Origin of the sequence: Tunturibacter empetritectus (genome assembly GCF_040358985.1) — a bacterium.
GTDB classification, from domain to species: domain Bacteria; phylum Acidobacteriota; class Terriglobia; order Terriglobales; family Acidobacteriaceae; genus Edaphobacter; species Edaphobacter empetritectus.
The window spans coordinates 957,795-972,058 of the sequence record NZ_CP132932.1; the positions used below are offsets into that span (position 1 = coordinate 957,795).

Here is a 14,264-nt window from a genome sequence, read left to right on the forward strand (position 1 = left end):
GAACTATCTTGCAGATTGGGCCATTTGATGAACATGCACCGCGATCATCCAATCTTCTTTCGCCGGAACGACAAGTACCATCGTTGCAGAATCAGATGCACTTATCTGTCGAAGGGCGTCTCCTTTAGCCTCGTTCAACTCAGAATTAATAGAGATGCCCAAACCATCCATTCCAGCAAGTATCTCCTCGCGTGACCGGGTATCGTGCTCCCCAATTCCACCCGCGAACACCACCGCATCGATCCCGCCCATCAGCGCAATAAAGCCACCTAACGCCTTCTTCACACTCCGCGTAAAGATCTCCACCGCTAGCCTCGCCGCAGCATCGCCCTTCATCACGGCCTCCCGCACCGCCTTCATATCATTCGGCATGCCCGAGAGCGCCACCATCCCCGCATCATGGTTCAGCATCTTCTCCAGCTCCCCCACCTGGTCACCCTTCCTCTGTCGCAACAGATAAAGCACCAGCCCCGGATCGAGATCCCCCGGCCGCGTCCCCATCACCACACCACCCGTCGGTGTCAGCCCCATCGTCGTGTCGATCGAGCATCCATCCACCAACGCCGTAACGCTGCACCCGCTGCCCAGATGCGCAATCGCCATCCGCTTCGGAAACGAAATTGCCTTCTCCGCCCTCAGTTGCTGCACAATCGACTCGCAACTCAACCCATGAAACCCATACCGCCGAACTCCCCGCTCGCGATACTCCGCCGGAATCGGATACGTCGTCGCGGCCTCAGGCATCGTCTCGTGAAACACAGTGTCAAAACAGGCATAGTGCACCACCCCCGGAAACTTTGCCATCATGTCTTTGATCACCTCAATCACCGCAGGATCATGCAGCGGCGCAAACACCACCGCCTCCTCGAGATCCTTCAGCACCTCCCCGGTAATCCGCTGATGCCGATCCAGCTTTGCTCCCGGATGCACCACCCGATATCCCACCGCGTCCACCGTCGGCAAACCCTGCCCACTCACCGCCTCAACTACCAGCCCAATCGCCTCCACCGCCGTCTGAGCCTTTACCTCGCTGCGTCCCCCGCTTAAATCCCGTCCACCCGCGTCGCGAAATTTGAAACTCCCCTCCGCCCCGCCAATGCCGGCCACCTCCCCCTCAAACAGCGACCGTATCTCCTCCCCCTCAGCTTCAAACAGGGAAAATTTTATCGACGAAGATCCGCTATTGATAACGAGTATGTGCACAGCACTCCTGTCGCAAACCCTTGCCTACGCTACACCCAGCCCATCACAGGCCCGTAAATTCTCTCTCAAGCGCCTTCCTCCAACCAAGGCCACCCGATGTTGGATGCATCTCGAACCCTCCCTCCGCTCAACTCGACGGCATCTTCGTCCATACCTCCGCCACCCCTGACATCCTCCCCCAAAAGTCCCACCCGCTTCCCCGCGCAAAATCTGCCCCACCCATCTAAACTCAATCCATGTGTGGAATCGTTGGATACATTGGTCCTCAGTCTGTCGTCCCCGTCATCATTGAAGGTCTTCGCCGCCTCGAGTACCGCGGTTACGACTCTGCCGGCATCGCCGTAGCCGGAGGCCCCAGCGGCCTCGAACTCCGCCGCGCCCCCGGCAAGCTCCGCAACCTCGAAACCGCCATTCACGCCTCCCCCATCGATGGCACCTTCGGCATCGGCCACACCCGCTGGGCCACCCACGGCCGCCCCACCGAAGAGAACGCCCACCCCCACCGCGACGGCTCCGGCACCCTCGTCGTCGTCCATAACGGCATCGTCGAAAACTACCTCGCCCTCAAAAAAGAGCTCATCGCCAAAGGCCACAAGTTCGTCTCCGAGACCGACACCGAGATCATCGCCCACCTCATCCAGGACGCCTACGAAAACGGCCACCCACAAGTCATCGGACACGGCCGCAATCAAACCACCAGCCCCTATGCCGGCACCGACTCCGCCAACGAGTCCGAAGCCGTCGTCACCACCCTCAACCCCGACGGCACCCGCCCCACCATCTCCCTTGAAACGGCCGTCCGCATCGCCGTCAAGCGCATCACCGGAGCCTTCGCCATCGGCGTCCTCTCCGCACTTGAACCCAACAAACTCGTCGCCGCCCGCATGGGCCCACCTGCCGTCATCGGCATCGGCGACGGCGAGTTCTTCCTCGCCTCCGACGTCCCCGGCATCCTCCACCACACCCGCAACATCCACTTCCTCGCCGACGGCGAACTCGCCATCCTCACCAAAGAAGGCGTCACCCTCACCGACTTCGACGCCAACCCCCTCCCCTTAAAAGTTCAGCGCATCACCTGGGACCCCATCCAGGCCGAAAAAGCCGGCTACAAGCACTTCATGCTCAAGGAGATCAACGAGCAGCCCCGCGCCATCCGCGACACCACCCTCGGCCGCGTCTCCCTCGAAACCGGCAAAGTCTTCCTCGAAGCCATGCAGATCTCCGACAAAGACCTCCGCAACGCCAGCCAGATCACCATCGCCGCCTGCGGCACTAGCTGGCACGCTGGCCTCGCCGGCAAGTTCATGATCGAGCGCCTCGCCCGCCTCCCCGTCGAAGTCGACTACGCCTCCGAGTACCGCTACCGCGACCCCATCGCCGACCCGCGCGCCATCGGCCTCCTCATCACCCAATCCGGCGAAACTGCCGACACCCTCGCCGCCCAGGCCGAGCTCATCGCCAAAGGATCCAAAACCCTCGCCATCTGCAACGTCGTCGGCGCCGCCGTCACCCGCAAAGCCCAGGGCACCCTCACCACCAACGCCGGCCCCGAGATCGGCGTCGCCTCCACCAAGGCCTTCACCGCCCAGCTCACTGCCCTCTTCGTCCTCGCCCTCCACCTCGCCCAGGTCCGCGGCACCATCTCCGACGAAGAATCCCTCCACCTCGTCACCGAGCTCTCCAAACTCCCCGGCAAGCTCGCCTCCATGCTCAACATCAACTCCCCCGACGCTCCGGGCTCCTCCGAAGGCGTCGCCGCCCCCACAAAGTTCTCGTCATCCCGACCGGCAACGCAAACCGCCGAAGCACAAACACCTTCTACCCACACCCAAAATCTGTCATCCCGACCGGACCGGAGCGGAGTGGAGAGCCCCCCGCATTCTGTCTCCACGCCCACATCGTCATGGGCAGCACCCGACCGCCGCGCCACCACCCGCCAGCCCCTCTCCGCCCAGTGCGAAGAGCTCGCCCGCCTCTTCCACAACTCCGACGACTTCCTCTTCCTCGGCCGCGGCATCCACTACCCCATCGCCCTCGAAGGCGCACTCAAGCTCAAGGAGATCTCCTACATCCACGCCGAAGGCTACCCCGCCGGCGAGATGAAGCACGGCCCCAACGCCCTCATCGACGAATCCCTCCCCGTCGTCTGCATCGCCACCAAGGACCCCAACGATCCCTCCAGCGTCCTCAAGTACGAAAAAACCCTCAGCAACATTCAAGAGGTCACCGCCCGCTCTGGCCGCGTCATCGCCATCGCCATCGAAGGCGACACCGAGATCAGCCAGCTCGTCGAGCAGACCATCTACATCCCCCAGGCCCCCGAACTACTCCTACCCATCCTAGAAGTAGTCCCCCTCCAACTCCTCGCCTACCACATAGCCGTACGCCGAGGCTGCGACGTAGACCAACCCAGAAACCTCGCCAAAAGCGTTACCGTGGAATGATTTGCCTGCCAAGACTACTTCATTAAACGGAGTGAAAATCAAGTGCCTATAAAGATGCGAGTGTGGATAATGAGTCAAGAACCTATATAATTGTTGATTGGTCAAATTCACCGTTTTTGGTGATAGTGTTTGATTAACATGTTGGAAAACCTTCCCTAACTGTGGATATCAGATGTCGATGTCCCCTTTCAATAAACATTTTGAAGAATGGCAAGTCGAAACAAATTGAGTGGAGGAACTCAAAATGGCAGAACGTAAGCAATTTTTAAGTAAAGGAGAAGCTGATCCGCACCTCTTAAGCTTGATTGAAAGAGCTAAGGAAAAAGTAATTAGCGAAGAGGAATTGCAGGATCAGCGAGTGAGTTTCGCGTTTGGAAACGCGCTTAACAGAGATTTTGTGACAAAAGACAGTGTTCGATACACTTCACAACATATTCGCCTAAAGGCGTAACCAAGAATGCCCGGCTAGCCGGGCATTCCGGTTTAAGAGTCCCTCTATGGTAATCCGAGAAAAAGACGACCCAACTTTATACGCAAAAGTCTTAGAGAAAAATCTTTTGAGACAATATGACCTATTGTTGAATTGCATCGAGATTGGCTTGGAAAAGGGTATCGAAGCCTTCGATAAATACACTCTCTGGTCTCTCAACGCCACCGCTGTTTCAAATCTGGCTCAATTTGGTGGGAGATATCGCCAAGAGCCCATATATGTAAGTAATCATCGACCACCTCATTTCAAAGAAGTATCAGAGGAAATGGACCGATTTTTCGCCGTAATACACGAAAACTGGTCTTCAGGAGGTGATCCTATGGTTCTCCCGGCATATGCTCTCTGGAGACTCAACTGGATTCACCCCTTTGTAGAAGGAAACGGTCGAACAGCACGAGCGGCTTGCTATTACCTAATTTGTCTTAAAGTGGGCGCGCTTCTACCAGGAAAGAAAATCGTCCCTGAGAGAATTAGAGAGAATCGTGATCCATACTATGCAGCACTTCAAGCCGCCGATCGAAAGTGGGATGAAGGCGACTTCGACGTTTCGGAACTCGCGAAATACTTAAACAAATTATTAATAGAACAACTCAGCGACATATAAGTTTAAGCGATAGGGTGGCCCATACATAACCCCAACCCATGTCTCGGGCGCCCTACTCATGCAGTCTCACCGCATGAGTAGGCATTCGTGCGAAAGCACGAAATACAATACCTAAAATGTTGTCCGATTTATTCAAAAGAGAGCAAACAAATGAGCATCCGCCTTCCATCCACCCGAATCACCCCTCTAGACGTGATCACATATTGTAAGAAACGGGGCCAAAAGCCAACTGTTGAGGAAGCTGAACAATGGTTGTCCAAACAGAAGAAGTATATCGAAGGAATGATGGGGAACATAATCGAGGATAACCTCGAAAAAATCCTCGATGAAGCAACGTTGCGAGCCTATCCAGATCCAATATTCGATCAGCGGTATAGGAGAATCGACGATGCACTCACGACAGCTGCCGATGACTACGGCACCCAAATAGACAAAGAATTTTGTGGTAGCTCCCATACAGAAGCAGAGATGATCGAAGTGGTACGCCGTAGCTTGTTACAGCTAGAGAAATTCACTGCATGCATAGCATACGACCTAGAATTTGGAACCCCCTGTGAAAGCTTCAAGGATAAGAAGGTAACTCACAGAACGAAGCGAGCTCATATCACAATCGAGAACGGAGACGTCACAGCGAAAGTGATCGAAGACGACTGTTCGACACATGAAAGCGGCATATTCATGCCAGAAACGCTGCGCAATGTTAACTAGCCTTGGGTGCCCCATTCATGACGAACCACGCCGATAAAATCGGCTACTCGCCGCCCGACGCCGACTCCTCATAAATCGCGTGCAACTGTTTCGCCAGCATTGGCGGGTGGCCATACATAAAACGCAACCCCCAACCTCGGGTGCCCCATTCATAAAGTTTCACCGCATAAGTGGGCATTCGTGCGAAAGCACGAACCGCTTCCCTCCCCGACCCGATAAATTCAAAGATACCTCTAGGCTCGCCTTAGCGCGATCCGCAGAACCTCCCAGAGGCAATCCAAGGTAGTTTCGGAGAGTGGGCACAACCCGCCTTCAAAATGAATGGCCATATCTCAAAGTTGAGATATGGCCATTCACGCGAAAACGTGAACCGTGTCATCCCTGCGCTCTATAACTCCAGCCCAAGGTAGCTCACCCACAGCCGTAAATTGACTTAGAGGAAGACACACTATCCTCTCGCCGGAAAAAAGCCGCGCAACGCCTACTGCTCCTGCTTCCCTGCTGTTCCCTTGCCCTTATCATCCGAACTCTTCTTAGGCAGCTTGATCGCTCCTTTAACCGAGATGGTATCCGCGTCGTCCTTCTTCTCCTTTGCATCCATGTCCTCTGCGACAACCGTAAAGTTTCCACCAACAACTCCCTCCCGGGTCGTCTCGCAAGGCTTATCCAACTCTGACAACTCCGTATGATCGTGCTTGTAGACCGTCGTCTTCACAGCAGTTTTATAGTTGACCGACTCCTGGGGCGTCGGCCAGCCTGCCAGCCCAGGACACGAAACTCTCGGGCCGCTTGCAACGGTGGCGTGCGCCATAAGAGCAGTCGCCGCAGGAGCCGCAGGAGCGCTCGCAGCAGACCCCGCACCCAAAAAATCGCCCGCCAGAGACGTAGCGGCGTTCAAAATCGTAGACCATGTCTCATCGTCTCTCTGTGCACTGGCTTCTGTAAGTGTCCCATCGCTACCCAGCTTCGCATCCACCTGCGCCGTCCCTATCCATGGAGACTTCGTATTCAGGTAGTAGACATTCTTGTAGTCCACCTCCGTCACAACCGCTGCGGTATCTCCCACTCGAACGATATTGCCAGCTGCCTCGGCAGTACCTAGCCCACCACTTGTCTCCAATGCTGCAACAGGAAAGTACGACTTGTTGGCAGCCACTTTATCCCAGACAGCACCCACGCTCGATGGGCATTCCCTGGCGTCGTTCGCATCCAGCTTGTGTTCACCAGACAAAGCATTCATCGCCGTTATCAGCGTCTGAACTTCATTGTTCAGATAAGCCTGGCGCGTCACCGTCATGGTCTTCGTAACCGGAAGCTGTTTGTCGGCAGTCACAGAGAGACTAAGCGTGTACTGCGGCTCCAGCCACACCGTCTCCCTCTTGCACACCCCATGTTTCGTATAAAAAGGAAGTCCTGGTAAGGAGGGCGCAGTCGCCGAAGGCCCTGGCCCTGTCACTATCATCGTCGGATGGGAACAGCCCATAAGAAGGAATGCAATCAGAGTCTGGCAGCAAAACACACCGCGTTTAACACACGGATCGGAAAAGTACATCTTCGCCTCCAAAAGTCGTGAGTAACTCGAGACTGCGAGAAAGGCCCGGAATACCTGCGTTGCGGCTTCAAGTAGATCTGTGAATAAGATGAAACCTACAACTCTGCAAATGAGTTGTCAAAGCTAGGCGCGTATTTCATGCCTCCTCCCCACGAAACCAGAATTCGCGCGAAAGCATGAATCGCTCCCCACTCCGAACGATAGAATAGGCTCCCAAAGGAGCACCCATGCCTGCATCCGTCCCGCCGCCCTTCACGCTCGAAATCGAAGACCACGGCAGCACAGCCGTCATACGCTGTCACGGCAAACTGTTGGCGGGTTCCACCGAGCTCCTTCACGCTCCGGTGTCCCAACTGCTTCCCACCCACCAGCGCCTTATCCTCGACCTCGCAGACCTCACCCACATGGACAGCATGGGCCTCGGCTCGCTCGTCCGCCTCTACGTCTCCTCCCGCAAACACGGCTGCGAACTTGAACTCCGCCACATCGGCAAAAAAGTCCGAGACCTCCTCATCATGACCAACCTCCTCCCAGCCTTCACCATCGTCGGCGAACACGACATCAGAATGTGAGGGATAATAGATCCGCCTCTCAACATGGGCCCCCCGCCAACTTCTCTTCCAGCTCAGGAGTGTGCACAGAATGTCCTCCATCAAACAACTCACCCGCCGCGAAGCCCTTCGCCTCGTCTCCTCTGCCCTCGCCGCAACTGCCACCTTGGAAGCCCTCGCGCAGACACCCTCTGGTACACCCATCGCAGACCAGACCATCAACGCCGGCGGCGTCGACATGCACATCACCGAAACCAGGCAGAACGGCCGCGACGTTGTCCACATTGTCGTCACCAAAGACGGCGCAAAGCTCTTCGAGACCAAAACAACCCTCATCAACACCTCTCCAACTGAGGCACTCACCTCTCAAACCCTGACCGACGGGCACGGGTTCACCTACCACATCCAGGTCAACGCGAAACAGTCTCCCAATCAACCCAACCAGCCCCCACAGGTCACCTTCAGAGTGGTCATCGAGCAGCAGGCAGGCAACAAGCAGGAGTTCTCCGGCTCAATCGGCAGCTCCTCAAACCCCGACAACGCAAAGTATCCACCCCCACTCGACTCCGTCCTCCCCGGCAACGTCAAAGAGCAGCTTTCCCCACTCAATGGGCCGGTACAGGACAAAGTCCACGGCCTGGAGAAGACCACCGGCATCCACCCCGAGAAAGAGGACCATCCTCACGTCTGGGCCGAGCGCAACTGTCACGCCCTGTGCAACGGAATCTCCGGTCTCGCCGCTCTCATCATCTGCGGCGGAACCGCCGGAATCGGATGCGCCATCGCGACCGTCGGCTTTCTCATGACGGCATCGTATTGCGCCGACGCATGCCCCAAATAACATCCTTCCAAAAAGAGAACCTGCAAAAAATAAATCCGGAAAACCTGGCGTATTTTTTTACCTCGAAAAAGTGACTGCCAAAACACCACGTTAGCCACGCAATCCACCACGTGTTCACCATCAAAAAACCACCACAAAACACTCCCTTTTCCCGAAATCCCCTGAAAAACACCACAACTCCCCGCCAACAAAATCTCCATCTGAAACGTACAGCCCCCTACAGATGAGTTGTCAAAATAGTACGCATACTTCAGCGGCTCACCTCAGTAGCGAATTCGCACAAAGCAGTAATTCGCTTCTCTTACTGCACCATCAATTTGCGACCCGAATGCGACGAGCCCACAACCCCGCTTGAGACTCGGCCATCGAACAGGTATACGCGCGCAGCGAATGGCCCATCAAGGAGGGCGCACCATGCCCAGTAGTTCCGATCAAGGCACCCAGAACACGCTCCTGCTACCGCCCGACGATCTAGCCCGCAGCCTGATCCTCGCCAGCGCCGACGACCAAAATCGGCCCCATATCGGATTAGTAGGAGACACCTACACCGTCCTTCTCTCAGGCAAAGACACCGCAGGCCGCTTCTGCCTCATCGACATGCACATCCCACCCGGCGGCGGCCCCCCACCTCATCGCCACGACTTCGAAGAGACCTTCATCCTCGTCGAAGGCGAGATGGAAGCCACCTTTCGCGGAGTGCAGTCCACCGTAAAAGCTGGCGAAACCATCCACATCCCCGCCAACGCACCCCACCAGTTTCACAATTCAAGCGATCAGCCCGTACGCCTCCTCTGTCTCTGCTCACCCGCCGGCCAGGAGGACTTCTTCGCCGAGATCGGCGTACCCGTCGCCACCCGCACCACCCCACCCCCAAAGCTGGACGCAGCAGCCCAGGCAGCCTTCAAAGCCAAAGTAGAAGCCCTCAACCCAAAGTACAAAACCGAGATGCTCCAACGCTCCTGACGCACCGAGGAACAAGTCAGAAGATTCCAGAGCCCTTCGAGAGAAAGGCAAACCACCCAGAGCAACAAGCGCAAATCTACACGCGCAGAGCAACGCCCTGAATCAGCTACTCAGCCTCGCTCCCGGTCTCAGTCCACTCCACCGACTGAGTCCACGGATACTCCCGCAGCTCGTCAACGATCCCCTCCAGAACAGTCGCATCATGCGTTGGCGATTCAAGAACGACCTGGACCACCGAGTTTTCCGTACCTTCGACCTTCTCCGAGATCGTCTTCCGCAGTACCAGGGAACGCGCCGCAATCTCCCGCGTCAGTTGATACAGAGCCTCCGCTTGGAACTCTGTCTCGCAAAAAAGCCTCAGCCTGTAAAACGTGTGAGTCTCCAGGACCGACAGAGACCGCTGATCGATATACCGCGACAGTGGACGCAACACGGAGTTGATCGCTACCAGCAGCACCGCTACAAAGACCGCATCGAGCAGCTCCCCCGCACCGGCACATGCGCCCACAGCGGCCGAACACCACAGCGTGGCAGCGGTATTTAGTCCGCGCACATTGCCGCCGTCCTTCATAATCGCCCCTGCACCCAGAAAGCCCACGCCCGAGACCACGTAGGCAATCACTTGCGTCGTTCCCGGCGCTATCGTCAAACCCAGATCGACGAACGCCGCGGCGCCAAAGCACACCAGCGTATTCGTGCGCAGCCCAGCCGCCCGCTGCCGCCACTGTCGTTCCGCTCCAACGCAGGCGCCGAGCACCAGAGCCACCACCAGGCGTGGAAACGTCGGCTGTTGCAAAAGCGCCGTCGAATCGGTCCACCAATGCAGCCAGGGGTTCGCCATAAGTTACCTATCGCCCTTTCCCATATAGCTTTGCACATTCCCCCCTCAAATCTCGACCCTTGTTCACACTTCGATTTTGACGAGCAACCTCTTCCCGGAGCGGCGATCACGAACTACCCTGGCACAAGAAGTTGATCTTCCCCTTCAACGCCGATCCTGATAAGCTTCTCCGAACTCTACGGATCGAATCTAGGCGCAAAATACTAAAGACGAACAACTCGCCGGAACGGAATGTTCTCTGAAAGACTGTATTCCCGGATGTGAGCCGCAGGTATCGATCCGAACGCCACTCCAACACAGCTGCGCGGGCCCCTATCTCAACTCTCAGGAGAGTATGAAATGTTTATTATCTGGTGGATTATTGTTGGTCTCATCGCTGGCTTCCTTACCGGAAAGCTCATGAAAGGCAGCGGCTACGGCGCAATTGGCGATATCGTCATCGGCATCATCGGAGCCGTCGTAGGTGGCTTCATCATGCAGAAGCTCGGTTACGCAGGGTCCGGCGGCCTTATCTACACCGTCATCGTCGCCATCGTCGGAGCAGTCCTCCTTACCCTGCTCCTTCGCCTCGTCACTGGCAACCGAGCTCGAAACCTCTAAGTCGGCCGCCCAAGCGGATACCTCCGAGCGCTCCAATCCGCGTGCCCATATCTCGATCTCGGTTTCGACTCCGTCTTCGAAGATATGGGCATTCGTACGAAGGCGCGCGAATCCTCGTATACCGCAAAGCTATCTCCCCTAAAGGTAGTATCGCTAAACCCCTCAGGGCAGACGAAGCTAGTACGATGAGCGTCTCTAAAGGCATCCTCTTTGCAACCCTCCTCTCCCTCTCGGCAAACGTCCGCGCAGAGGACTGCCTGAACAACCTCCCTCCATCGATCCGCACAGCCGTCGAGCAAGACAGCTGGACCATCCTGCAACCCCAGGATCTCGCCGGCACCGACCCGCAACGATGGAAGGGCAACCACCCAGGCGAATGCCCCGGCGTCACCTCGGGAAACTTTTATCCGAAAGGAAAGACCTCCTACCTCATCGCTCTCATTCAGCGCGACCCCACCCAGGCAGGCGAGCAGACCAGCCAGCTCGAAAAACTCACCCTTGTCTACCTCAAAAAAGACCGCCCCATCACAGTACCGGTCATTCCTCCCACTCAGGTTCCAGCCCCAATGGTTGTCTGGAAGCTCCACCGCGGCAGCTACCAGGATCTCTACGGCGCCAAAAAAGTGACCATCTCACGAGAGTCCTTCGTCTACGAAAAACTGGTAGGTCCCGCAAACCAGTTCTACTACGACGGAAGCCACCTCAAATCCCTTGTTCTTTCAAGGTAGAAACTCACTCCTCCTCGGTCTGCAAAGTGATACGCTCTTCCCAATGAGTGGCCCCACCCTGCAAGACCGCATGGCCCACATTACGGAAGGCCTCGCCAAAGCCGAGCGTCTCTACGCCGCCGGTGAGCCTTATCCCGACCCAGAGGGCTCTTGGTCCCTCAAGATCTCGCAACTCAAGCAGCACCTCGCCGAAGTGCGCGAGATGATCGCTAACGAATAGCGTTCACCCTCGCGCAAGGGCAAGTCCGTCTCGGCTTCGCACCCACAAGGCGACGGCTGGCCAATGCAACAGTCGAACATTCACTCTTGGCCACTCGCAGCAGGGGAGACTACTGCTTATAAACCAGCCGTGGCCCGCTGACCTGCTCTACTTTCAGGTCCACATCCACTTGAACGCGGTCGGCGATCTTCACAAAAGGAATTCCACTCGTCATCCCATAGTCCTTGCGGTCAAAGGCCATCGACCCTTTGATACTGCCGGTCCCCGTGCCCTTGCCTGAAACCGTCAACTTCAAAGTCTCGGGCTTAGACACGCCTCGTATGGAAAAATTTCCCAAAACATCAAAAGATTCGGGGCCGGTCTGCACTACCTTCGTTGAGTGGAACGTGATCGACGGGGACTGTTCCACGTCGAAAAAATCCTTGCTCTTCAGCTTTTGGTCCTTCATCCCGCTTCCGGTGTTCACTGTGGCCGCCGCGATCTTGATGTCCAGTACACCCGTCGTCACATCCGAAGAGTTGAACTTCAGAGAGGCATCCCACTTCTCGAATTTACCGACCAGAGAAACAGAGGCCTTCACGAAAAACTTGATGCTGCTGTCCTTCGGAGTCGTTTTGAAGACAGGAGCTTGAGCGTTGCCTGGTGTCGGCAGCAAGACAATTGTCAAAAGACTGAGAAGGGCTAGTCGCATGATGCCTGAGTTTGAAATGTCTCCGCTCCGCTGTCAAACAAGAAGGAAAGCCTCGCGTCTAACCCTTCCGTTTTGCTGCCTTCAGTGGACCGGCTTTTAAGATCTTTCCACCTTCCTGAACAACATAAAGCTGGTTGACCTCAAGATTCTTGAGTTGATCCACCTGCCCGCTAAGCCATCGTATCTCCACCATATCCACCTTTTTGGCCTGGTCGAGCCCGAAGTGCATCCGCATATCGTTTTGTGAAAAATAGCTGCCTCCGCTCCTTAGCTCATCAAGCTGTCTGGAAGGCTTTGCCACATCAGGTGTTGTTGTAGCGGTCACAATCACTCTGGTGCCAATTCCGGAACGATTCGATTTCACTCCAACCAGTTTGATCTTGATCCAGTTACGATTTAGCGTCGAATCGCAGCGCAGAAGCTGCGGTCCAGCGTTAATGCAGTTCACGACTATATCCAAGTCGCCGTCGTTATCGTAGTCGCCAAAGGCACAGCCGCGAGCAGGCACATCCTCCAATATCCCTGGACCACCTTTATTGGTGACGTCCTGAAAACGGCCATTGTGCAGGTTCCGATACAGATATTTGTGCTCCGCATATTTAAGATCAGCCTTCGACTTATCCACCTCAGGATAAACATGCCCATTCGACATCAGAATATCGAGCCACCCATCGTTATCCATATCAAAGAAGCCAACGCCCCATCCAAGCAGGCGCGTATTCTCGCCTAATCCGCTGGGATAAGTGTGGTCTTCAAATGTCGCGTCCCCCATGTTGGTGTAGAGCGAATCGGTATCGCCCGCGAAGTTTGTCTTCACGATGTCGAAGCTGCCGCTGTGGTTATAGTCTCCGATCGAAACACCCATCCCCGCCTGGGGTTTAGCTTCAGCCGACAACGCGGCCCCGGCCTCGATCGCGATATCGCGAAAGGTTCCATCCTTCTGATTCAGATAGAGCGTGGCTGGCGCCGAATCATTTGCAACATAGATATCAGGCCAGCCATCATTGTCCAGATCCGATGCGGCCACACTAAGCCCATAGGTTCCTACCGCAGTCCACATCCCCGACTTCTCACTAACGTCACTAAAGGTTCCATCACCGTTGTTGTGATACAGGATGTTCCTGCCGCCAGCCAGCCCCGGCGGACCGCACGCCACCAGTATCCCCTTATACGTACACGGTCCATCCTCGGGCAAAGGCGCGGTCTTCAGATCGAAGTCGACGTAGTTGGCGACAAACAGATCGAGATGCCCATCGCGGTCGTAATCCACAAACGTGCATCCTGTATTCCAACGCACCTTTGGCCCAGGCTGCATCAGGCCCGCCTGCTGCGTCACATCGGTAAAGGTTCCATTCCCGTTATTCCGGTACAGCGCATTCTGACCATAATAAGTTACAAATAAATCGTCGTTGCCATCGTTGTTATAGTCCCCCACGCAGCACGCTTGCCCCCAGCCGGTCTTGTGCTCCAGGCCGGAGCCGGCGGTGACATCCGTGAAGGTTCCATCCCGATTATTCTTGAAGAGATGGCATCGTGGCTCCTGTCCCGCAGGAAACCCCTCCAGGCGCCACCCATTGACAAGGAATAGGTCGAGCCATCCGTCATTGTCGTAGTCATAAAAAGCCAACCCGCACCCCGTCGTCTCTAGTAGATACTTATTCTTTGCTTCCCCACCGTAGATCGTCTTGCTTGTCAGACCAGCTTCTTTTGCCACATCGAAAAAACTTACCCCAAGCGGCATATCCTCTATCGGAGACCTCTCGCCAGGCGGAGGCGGAGCAGTCTTCGCATCATAGCTGCGCTCTTGCGGACCTATCCCTTTTGGCGG

The 14,264-nt window shown here is 56.0% G+C and carries 15 protein-coding genes; 10 read left to right on the forward strand and 5 right to left on the reverse strand.

The genetic code is table 11. The features are described from left to right. Positions 1 to 3: 3 nt before the first annotated feature. Positions 4 to 1,203, reverse strand: a complete 1,200-nt coding sequence (locus tag RBB75_RS03935; RefSeq protein ID WP_353069607.1) for an acetate/propionate family kinase — start codon at positions 1,201 to 1,203, stop codon at positions 4 to 6. A 236-nt stretch (positions 1,204 to 1,439) separates the two neighbouring features. On the opposite strand from RBB75_RS03935, the gene RBB75_RS03940 reads away from it, so the two are divergent. From RBB75_RS03940 to RBB75_RS03955, 4 genes are all read left to right on the forward strand, one after another. Then, entirely contained in the window at positions 1,440 to 3,647 is a 2,208-nt protein-coding gene (locus RBB75_RS03940; RefSeq protein ID WP_353069609.1) for a glutamine--fructose-6-phosphate aminotransferase, read from the forward strand. A 244-nt stretch (positions 3,648 to 3,891) separates the two neighbouring features. Next, a complete protein-coding gene (locus tag RBB75_RS03945) occupies positions 3,892 to 4,098 on the forward strand; it encodes a hypothetical protein (protein WP_353069611.1) in 207 nt (68 codons plus the stop codon). 46 nt (positions 4,099 to 4,144) lie between these two features. Next, on the forward strand, positions 4,145 to 4,741 hold the full coding sequence (locus RBB75_RS03950; RefSeq protein WP_353069612.1) for a Fic family protein: 597 nt from the start codon (positions 4,145 to 4,147) through the stop codon (positions 4,739 to 4,741). Between the two features lie 150 nt (positions 4,742 to 4,891). Next, positions 4,892 to 5,449 (forward strand): hypothetical protein, encoded by a 558-nt coding sequence (locus RBB75_RS03955; RefSeq protein WP_353069614.1) that lies wholly within the window; start codon positions 4,892 to 4,894, stop codon positions 5,447 to 5,449. A gap of 481 nt (positions 5,450 to 5,930) precedes the next feature. Here the strand turns inward: RBB75_RS03955 and RBB75_RS03960 are convergent, their stop codons facing one another. Continuing rightward, positions 5,931 to 6,836, reverse strand: coding sequence for a hypothetical protein (locus RBB75_RS03960; RefSeq protein WP_353069615.1), 906 nt, complete (start codon positions 6,834 to 6,836; stop codon positions 5,931 to 5,933). Between the two features lie 392 nt (positions 6,837 to 7,228). On the opposite strand from RBB75_RS03960, the gene RBB75_RS03965 reads away from it, so the two are divergent. From RBB75_RS03965 to RBB75_RS03975, 3 genes are all read left to right on the forward strand, one after another. Then, positions 7,229 to 7,573 carry an STAS domain-containing protein gene (locus RBB75_RS03965; RefSeq protein ID WP_179639426.1) on the forward strand — a complete coding sequence of 115 codons (345 nt, stop codon included), beginning with the start codon at positions 7,229 to 7,231 and terminating at the stop codon, positions 7,571 to 7,573. A 70-nt stretch (positions 7,574 to 7,643) separates the two neighbouring features. Next, positions 7,644 to 8,393: a hypothetical protein gene (locus RBB75_RS03970; protein ID WP_179639427.1), complete on the forward strand. Its 750-nt coding sequence runs from the start codon at positions 7,644 to 7,646 to the stop codon at positions 8,391 to 8,393. A 414-nt stretch (positions 8,394 to 8,807) separates the two neighbouring features. Then, on the forward strand, positions 8,808 to 9,356 hold the full coding sequence (locus RBB75_RS03975; RefSeq protein WP_353069616.1) for a cupin domain-containing protein: 549 nt from the start codon (positions 8,808 to 8,810) through the stop codon (positions 9,354 to 9,356). A 106-nt stretch (positions 9,357 to 9,462) separates the two neighbouring features. Here the strand turns inward: RBB75_RS03975 and RBB75_RS03980 are convergent, their stop codons facing one another. Continuing rightward, positions 9,463 to 10,197, reverse strand: a complete 735-nt coding sequence (locus RBB75_RS03980; RefSeq protein WP_179639429.1) for an MgtC/SapB family protein — start codon at positions 10,195 to 10,197, stop codon at positions 9,463 to 9,465. 339 nt (positions 10,198 to 10,536) lie between these two features. Between RBB75_RS03980 and RBB75_RS03985 the strand changes: the two genes are divergently transcribed. From RBB75_RS03985 to RBB75_RS03995, 3 genes are all read left to right on the forward strand, one after another. Beyond that, a complete protein-coding gene (locus tag RBB75_RS03985; RefSeq protein WP_179639430.1) occupies positions 10,537 to 10,797 on the forward strand; it encodes a GlsB/YeaQ/YmgE family stress response membrane protein in 261 nt (86 codons plus the stop codon). 185 nt (positions 10,798 to 10,982) lie between these two features. After that, positions 10,983 to 11,525: a hypothetical protein gene (locus RBB75_RS03990; RefSeq protein WP_353069618.1), complete on the forward strand. Its 543-nt coding sequence runs from the start codon at positions 10,983 to 10,985 to the stop codon at positions 11,523 to 11,525. A 43-nt stretch (positions 11,526 to 11,568) separates the two neighbouring features. Then, positions 11,569 to 11,745, forward strand: coding sequence for a hypothetical protein (locus tag RBB75_RS03995; RefSeq protein ID WP_353069619.1), 177 nt, complete (start codon positions 11,569 to 11,571; stop codon positions 11,743 to 11,745). A gap of 109 nt (positions 11,746 to 11,854) precedes the next feature. Here RBB75_RS03995 and RBB75_RS04000 read toward each other — a convergent pair whose 3' ends face one another. Beyond that, positions 11,855 to 12,436, reverse strand: a complete 582-nt coding sequence (locus RBB75_RS04000) for a YceI family protein (RefSeq protein WP_353069621.1) — start codon at positions 12,434 to 12,436, stop codon at positions 11,855 to 11,857. A 58-nt stretch (positions 12,437 to 12,494) separates the two neighbouring features. Further along, on the reverse strand, positions 12,495 to 14,177 hold the full coding sequence (locus tag RBB75_RS04005) for a CRTAC1 family protein (RefSeq protein WP_406703567.1): 1,683 nt from the start codon (positions 14,175 to 14,177) through the stop codon (positions 12,495 to 12,497). Positions 14,178 to 14,264 lie beyond the last annotated feature (87 nt).